We start from the raw sequence: 6,704 nt of genomic DNA, 5'->3' as shown, positions 1-6,704 counted from the left end.
GGCCAAACGCCTCCGGCTGCGCAAGACCAGGGCGGGGCACGGTGACGCCGCGATGGATCTGACCGTCAGGGTGACCCCGGACTGGGAACCGGCATCGGTGTCCGATCGTGGTGCCGGCGAACTGGGGCGCACCGGCAGAGCCCAGGCCGACGGCAGCGGCGCAACCGGGCTCACCCGGCTGGAAGGGGTCGAATTCACCGAGGGGCCGCGACTGCCGCTGCTGCCGGAGAGCTGGCGATCCGGCTGAGCGCGCGGACCGGGGGCTCGTCGCTACGGGATCAACACGATCGAACCGGTGGTCTTGCGGGCCTGAAGGTCCCGGTGCGCGTCGGCGGCCTCGGCCAGCGGGTAGCGCCGGCTGACCGTCACCTCGATCGATCCTGCCGTGATCGCGTCGAACAATTCTCCTGCACGCCAGGAGAATTCCTGCTCGCTGCGGGTGAAGTGTGCGAGGTTCGGCCGGGTCAGGTAGACCGAGCCCGCGGCGTTGAGTCGCTGCGGATCCACCGGGGCAACCGGTCCGCTGGCCGCGCCGAACAGCGCCAGCGTGCCCCGGACGGCCAGACTGGCCAGGCTCGCGTCGAAGGTCGCCGCGCCTACGCCGTCGTACACCGCGGCGACCCCGGATCCGTCGGTCAATTCCCGGATGCGGGCGCCGAAGGCGGCGGCGGCAGTGTCGTCCGGGCCGGGGTAGTCGAGGACCTCGGCGGCGCCGGCCGCTCGGGACAAGTCGGCTTTCGCCGGTGTCGACACGGTGGTGATCACCCGGGCGCCGAGCGCAGTGGCCCACTGGGTCAGGATCAGCCCCACCCCGCCGGCGCCGGCGTGCAGCAGCACGGTGTCGCCGGGTGACACCGGATAGACCGACTTGATCAGGTAATGCGCCGTCAGGCCCTTGAGCAGTACGGCCGCCGCCACGTCGGAGCCGACGCCGGCCGGGATGGGCGCCACCAACGCTGCCGGCGCCGTGCAGTACTGCGCGTAGCCGCCGGTCGCGGCCGCCGTCACCACGCGGTCACCCGCGCTCAGCGTCGTCACGCCCGCGCCGGTCTCGGCGACGACGCCGGCGGCTTCATTGCCGAGCACGAACGGCAACGCCGCCGGGTAGATCCCGGAGCGGAAATAGGTGTCGATGTAGTTGACCCCGATGGCGTCGGCCCGGATCACCACCTCCCCGGCGGCGGCGGAGGGTTGCGGCCTGTCGACCAGTTCCAAGACCTCAGGGCCGCCGGTCGCGGCGATTTCCACGGCGTGCATGGTGACTATCATCTCCGACTGTGGAGTCTGCATGAAGCTGGCCCGGCCCGATATCTTCCACCCGCGCATCGTGATGGCGGGCGATTCGCGGCGTGACCACGACGCTTCCGACGACGCTTCCGACGACGCTTTCGACGCCGGTGATGACGCCGGGCTGGTGCATGCGCTGCGACACCGCGGCCTGCACGCCCGCCGATTGCCCTGGGACGAGCCGGAAACCCTTGAGGCCGACCTGGTGATCCTGCGGTCGGCGGGCGGTGAGCCGGACCGGCGCGCCGAATTCACGGCCTGGACCAAGCGGGTGCGCAACCTGTTGAACCCACCGGAGGTGGTGGCCTGGAACGCCGATCCCCGCTATCTGGCCGACCTGCAGTGTGACGGGGTGCCGACGGCGCCCGGCGCGGCCACGGCGCGCACGGCGCTGGTGTTCTTCGGCGCCGGCCGGTCGCACGCGTTCGGCGCCGCGGGTACCGACCCGGACTTCGAGTTGTGGGACGTCGGCCGCGCCGCACTGCGCGCCGCCGCCGAACGCTTGAGCATCCGCATCGAGGAGTTGCTCTACGCGCGCGCCGAGGTGACCGGAGCCGGCGCCGACGCGCGGCTGGTCAGCCTGGATCTGGTCGCGCCGGACCTGGGCTGGGGGGAACTCGGCGCCGACGAATGTGACCGCGCGCAACGCCGATTCGCGCTGGCGGTCACCTCGGCGCTAGACCGGCTCGGGTTGGGCCCGCTCGCGCAGCGACGCCCATAGCGCCGCGGTCGCGCCAGTGACCAGCACGGCGCCCGCCACATGGATGGTGACCAGCACCGCGGGCACCCCGGTGAAGTATTGAACGACCCCGATCACCCCCTGCGCCAGGGTCAGCGCGGTCAACCAGGCAAGCCGGTTGGTCACCGGTTTGGCCGCTCGTACCGCGGCCAGCCCGAACGCCAGTCCCGCGAGTAGGCCCAGGAAGCCGATCAGCAGCGACTCGTGCACGTGTGCCAGCGTGACCACCTCGACCTTGAGCCGAGCGACCGTGCGGGTGGTGCTCTTGTCGCCGGCGTGCGGTCCGGCGGCGGTCACCAGGGTTCCGGTGACCAGCACCGCGGCCAGCATGACGGCGCACAGCGCGGTCAGCCGCCGCAACGGGACGGGGACCCGGTGGCGTACCACGACGGTCTCGCCGTCGGGCTCACCGACCTTGACGTACAACAGCACCGCCAGCCAGACCATCAACATCGAGACCAGCAGATGCACCGCCACCGTCCACCAGGCCAGCCCGGTGCGCACCGTGATGCCGCCGATGATCGCCTGCAGCACCGTGGAGGCCGGCATCAGCCAGGCGTAGACCAGCACCTCCCGGCGTCGCCGCGCCCGGATCACCGCCAGCACCGCCAGCGCCGAGGTGATGACCACCGCGAAGGTCACCATCCGGTTGCCGAACTCGATGGCCTGATGGATTCGCGGCACCTCCGAGACCGCGACCGGGACGTAGCTGCCCGGGAAGCACTGCGGCCAGGTCGGGCAGCCCAGCCCGGACGCGGTGACGCGGACGATCGCTCCGCTGACCGAGATGAAGCCCTGGGTGAAGACGACGGCGGCGGCCAGCAGCCGCTGGGTGCGCAGACTGGGATCGGGCAGCAGATCCACCAGGCGCATCAAGAAGCGTGCCACGGGGCTGATCGTAGAGGATCGGTAACTACGTACCGTAGTAGGTCAGCTGAACCGGAACCAGCGCACCGCGCCGAGGCCGGCCAGCAGCCCCCACGCTGCCACCACCGCGAATCCGAACCAGTCGAAGGAGACCGCCAGGGCCTGCGCCAGCGCCTCGGTGAGCGCCCCCGACGGCGTCAGCCGGGCCAGCCAGCGGACCGCGCCGGGCACCAGCTCGGTTTCCACGGTCAGCGCCGCGAACCCGCCGAACACGAACCACATCAGGTTGGCGACGGCCAGTACGATCTCGGCGCGAAGGCTGCCGCCGAGCAGCAGCCCCAACGCCGCGAAGCACGCCGTGCCCAGTCCGATGACGACCGCGCCCAGCGCCAGCCCGAGCGGTGTCGGCCGCCAGCCCAGGGCGATGCCGATCAACCCGAGCAGCACCGACTGCAACAGCACCACCGTCGCCACCGACAGCGACTTACCGGTGATGACGCCCCATACCGGCAACGCGGTGGCGCCCAGGCGTTTCAGCGCGCCGTACCGGCGGTCGAATGCCACCGCGATCGCCTGGCCGGTGAAGGCGGTGGCGATCACCGCCAGCGACATGATCACCGGCAGCACGGTGGTGACGCGCTCGGCATGACCCTCGCCGAACGGGCCCAGCGGCAGCACCGTCAGCCCGATCAGCAGCGTGATCGGGATGAACATCGTCAACAGCAGCTGTTCGCCGTTGCGCAGCAGCAGGGTCAACTCGAGCCGGTACTGCGCGGCCAGCATCGTGGGCACGCCGGCCGGGCGCGGGTCGGGCGTGAAGGTGCCCGGCGGGAAGACCGGCTGGTCACTCATTTGCGCAGCTCCCGTCCGGTCAGGTCCAAGAACACATCCTCCAGGCTGCGCTGCTCCACCCGCAGCTGGGTGGCCAGCACATCCAGGCGGGCGCACCATGCGGTCACGGTCGCCAGCACCTGCGGGTCGACTGCCCCCTCGACGAGGTACTCGCCGGGTTGCGGCTCGCTGGCCCGATAGTCCTCGGGCAACGCGGTGAGCAGCAACGACAAGTCCAGTCGGGGAGGGGCGGTGAACCGCACCTGGCCCTGGGCGCCGCTGCGGGTCAACTCCGCCGGCGTGCCGGCGGCGACCACCTTGCCGTGGTCGATGATCAGCAGCCGGTCGGCCAGTTCCTCGGCCTCCCGCAGGTGGTGCGTGGTCAGCACCACGGTCACGCCGTCGCGACGCAGCGCGTCGATCAGTTCCCACACCAGCAGCCGCGCATGGGCGTCCATGCCGGCCGTCGGCTCGTCGAGAAACACCAGCTCCGGGCGACCGACCAGCGCGCAGGCCAGCGCGAGCCGCTGTTGCTGCCCGCCCGAGAGCCTGCGGTAGGTGGTACGGGCCGCGTCGGTGAGGCCCAGGGTCTCCAGCAGCCACTGCGGGTCCAGCGGGTTCGCCGAGTACGACGCCACCAGCTGGAGCATCTCGCCGGCGCGCGCCGCGGGGTAGCCGCCGCCGCCCTGCAGCATCACCCCGATGCGTTCGCGCAGCCGGTCGTTGTCGGCGATCGGATCCAGCCCCAGGACCTCGATGGTGCCGGCGTCGGGGCGCACGAAGCCCTCGCACATCTCGACCGTCGTGGTCTTGCCGGCGCCGTTCGGGCCCAGCAGCGCGAACACTTCGGCGGTGTGGACCTCCAGATCGAGGCCGGCGACCGCCTCGGTCGCCGTCGGACCGGCCCCGTAGCGCTTACGCACGCCGCGCAACCGCACCGCCACAGCTGAGCTCACGGAGAATCAGCGTAAGCGTCGGCGACGGGGGCGGACCGCGGGGTCGGCCCCGCCAGCGGCTCACCATCGGGTCGGCCGCCCTCGGCGGGCAACTCCCGCCACGGCAGGTGCCGGTAGGTCAGCAGGAACAATGCCAGCACCACCACGGCGCTGGCCAGCGTGGCGTCCACGATCTGGAACAGCGCGAAACGGTCACCGTTGGCGGTCGGGCCGAAGATGCCGACCACCAGCGTCACCGCGATCACCGCGATCCGGAAGCTCGGCCGGGTCGCCCAGGCGGCCAGCGGGATGATCGCCCACAGCAGGTACCAGGGCTGCACCACCGGGAACAGCAGCACCGTGATGCCGAGTGCGACGCCCAGCCCGCCGACCGGATGCAGCCGGCCCTGGAAGACCACCAGCAGCAGCCAGATGACCATGACCGCGATGATCAGCACGCCGATGCCACGGGTCAGCGACAACACGGCGGTGGTGTGATCGCCCAGGCCCAGCAGGGTCCCGACCTGGCCGGTGCCGAGGGCGATCAGGGTCGGCGGCGACATCCAGCTGCGGACCACGTTGGCGGTGCCCAGCGTGTGGACCCAGCCGAAGCCCAGCCCGCTGGCCCAGCCGATCAGGCCCATCACGGCCGCCGCCAGGGCACCGGTGCCGACGCCGGCGAGCAGGAATGCCCGCAGGTCGCCGCCCCAGCGCCAGCCCAGGGCCATCGCCACGAATCCGAGCGCCAACAGCGACGGCAGCTTGACCTGCGACGACAACGCGATCAGGACCGCCCCGGTGAGCAGTTCGGCCAACGGCGCCCAGTCCTGCGGTTGGCGCCACCGGCTCGGCAGCAGCGGTTTGGCCGCGGTGATCCCGCGCAGCGCGAACTCGGTGCCGGTCAGCATCAGGCCGAGCATCAGCGCCTCGTTGTGGATACCGGCGACCAGGTGCATCAGCAGCAGCGGGTTGGCCGCACCCAGCCACAGGGCGCTGACCTCGGCCACCCCGCACCGTGCCGCCAGCCGCGGCACCGCCCACACGATCAGCCCCACGCCGGCCAGCACCACCACCCGGTGGCACAGCACCGCGGTGACGATGTTCTCGCCGGTCAGCGCCGATATTCCCCGGCCGATCCACAAGAAGAGCGGGCCGTAGGGGGCCGGTGTCTCGCGCCACAGGCTCGGCACCGACAGGGTGAACACGTGGTCCAGGCCGAGGGCCGGCGCCGGGCCCACCCGGTAGGGGTCCAGCCCCAGCCGGGAGATCTGGCTCTGCGCCAGGTAGGAGTAGACGTCCTTGCTGTACATCGGCGGGGCGACCAGCAACGGCAGCATCCACAGCAACAGCGTGCGGTCGAGTTGGCTGCGGGACATCCGGCGGGCCGGCCCGCCCGAGGACAGCGCGAAGCGGCCCAGCATCAACCAGGCCAGGGCCATCATCACCGCGCCGGTGGTGGTCATGGTCAGCGCCACCGTCTGCAGCCGTGACGGCAGGTTCAGCAGCCGTACCCCGAAGGTCGGGTCCTGGACCACCGGCCGGGCGCCCGCCCCGAGCGCACCGATGCCCATCAATACCGTGCCGGTGGCCCCGAACAGCCGGGTGCGCCGCAGTGCGACGAGTTCGGCAGCGTTGAGGGGGGCGCCGACGGTGCGCTCGTCGCCGTGCAGGTGGGCGATCGAGCTGCTCAGCGAGTGCCGGCGGGCTGCCATCCCAGCAGCGTAACGGCCCGCTGTGCGGCGACCGGCAGGAGCGCGCTGTGACCAGCGTTACGGTCGATTCGTGCCGAACTGAGGTGACCCTTTCTGGACCTGGCCGCCGAATTGCGTCACACTGGTGTTGTGAAATTCAAGGCTGAGGCCAACGCCGCATCCCAAACCGCCGGGCAGCGCCCCGGCGGTGCGGTTTCGGCTGCGCCTCAACCGGCCGCCGAGTTCGCCGGCAGCCATGATTCGTCCGAGGGCCGCACCCGCCAGGCGGTGGTGCGCCTGCTGATGGAGTCCGGTTCGATCACCGCCGGTGACATCGGCGCCCGGTTGGGCCTG

Annotated in this window: 7 protein-coding genes and 1 pseudogene; 3 read left to right on the top strand and 5 right to left on the bottom strand. The window is 71.5% G+C overall.

Annotation, left to right across the window (positions count from 1 at the left end; all coding sequences use genetic code 11):
• The coding region (locus DQP56_RS24865; protein WP_526022717.1) for a PPW family C-terminal domain-containing PPE protein at positions 1–247 on the top strand (247 nt) is incomplete at its 5' end.
• Positions 248–270: 23 nt separating this feature from the next.
• Here DQP56_RS24865 and DQP56_RS21585 read toward each other — a convergent pair.
• The gene (locus DQP56_RS21585) at positions 271–1,257 is read right to left on the bottom strand and encodes a quinone oxidoreductase family protein (protein WP_112688916.1); all 987 of its coding nucleotides are present in this window, start codon (positions 1,255–1,257) and stop codon (positions 271–273) included.
• 31 nt (positions 1,258–1,288) lie between these two features.
• On the opposite strand from DQP56_RS21585, the gene DQP56_RS21580 reads away from it, so the two are divergent.
• Complete coding sequence (locus DQP56_RS21580; RefSeq protein ID WP_112688914.1) at positions 1,289–2,008, top strand: DcsG N-terminal domain-containing protein; 720 nt, start codon at positions 1,289–1,291, stop codon at positions 2,006–2,008.
• Here DQP56_RS21580 and DQP56_RS21575 read toward each other — a convergent pair.
• Genes DQP56_RS21575 through mptB form a run of 4 tightly spaced genes read right to left on the bottom strand, consistent with a single transcriptional unit; the run spans position 1,964 to position 6,371 of the window.
• Entirely contained in the window at positions 1,964–2,899 is a 936-nt protein-coding gene (locus tag DQP56_RS21575; protein WP_112688918.1) for a COX15/CtaA family protein, read from the bottom strand. The two genes, DQP56_RS21580 and DQP56_RS21575, sit on opposite strands and share 45 nt — an antisense overlap.
• 57 nt (positions 2,900–2,956) lie before the next feature.
• Positions 2,957–3,745 (bottom strand): ABC transporter permease, encoded by a 789-nt coding sequence (locus DQP56_RS21570; RefSeq protein ID WP_112688912.1) that lies wholly within the window; start codon positions 3,743–3,745, stop codon positions 2,957–2,959.
• Positions 3,742–4,680, bottom strand: coding sequence for an ABC transporter ATP-binding protein (locus DQP56_RS21565; RefSeq protein WP_112688909.1), 939 nt, complete (start codon positions 4,678–4,680; stop codon positions 3,742–3,744). Before DQP56_RS21565 ends, DQP56_RS21570 begins: the two co-directional genes overlap by 4 nt.
• A complete protein-coding gene (mptB, locus tag DQP56_RS21560; protein ID WP_112688907.1) occupies positions 4,677–6,371 on the bottom strand; it encodes a polyprenol phosphomannose-dependent alpha 1,6 mannosyltransferase MptB in 1,695 nt (564 codons plus the stop codon). The genes DQP56_RS21565 and mptB overlap by 4 nt, the downstream gene beginning before the upstream one ends.
• 129 nt (positions 6,372–6,500) lie before the next feature.
• Between mptB and DQP56_RS21555 the strand changes: the two are divergent.
• A pseudogene (locus DQP56_RS21555) lies at positions 6,501–6,704 on the top strand (helix-turn-helix transcriptional regulator); the annotation flags it as partial.

This window comes from Mycolicibacter senuensis, from assembly GCF_003284925.1.
GTDB classification, from domain to species: domain Bacteria; phylum Actinomycetota; class Actinomycetes; order Mycobacteriales; family Mycobacteriaceae; genus Mycobacterium; species Mycobacterium algericum_A.
The sequence above is the reverse complement of the archived record's forward strand: the minus strand, read 5'-3'. Positions and strand labels throughout refer to the sequence as shown.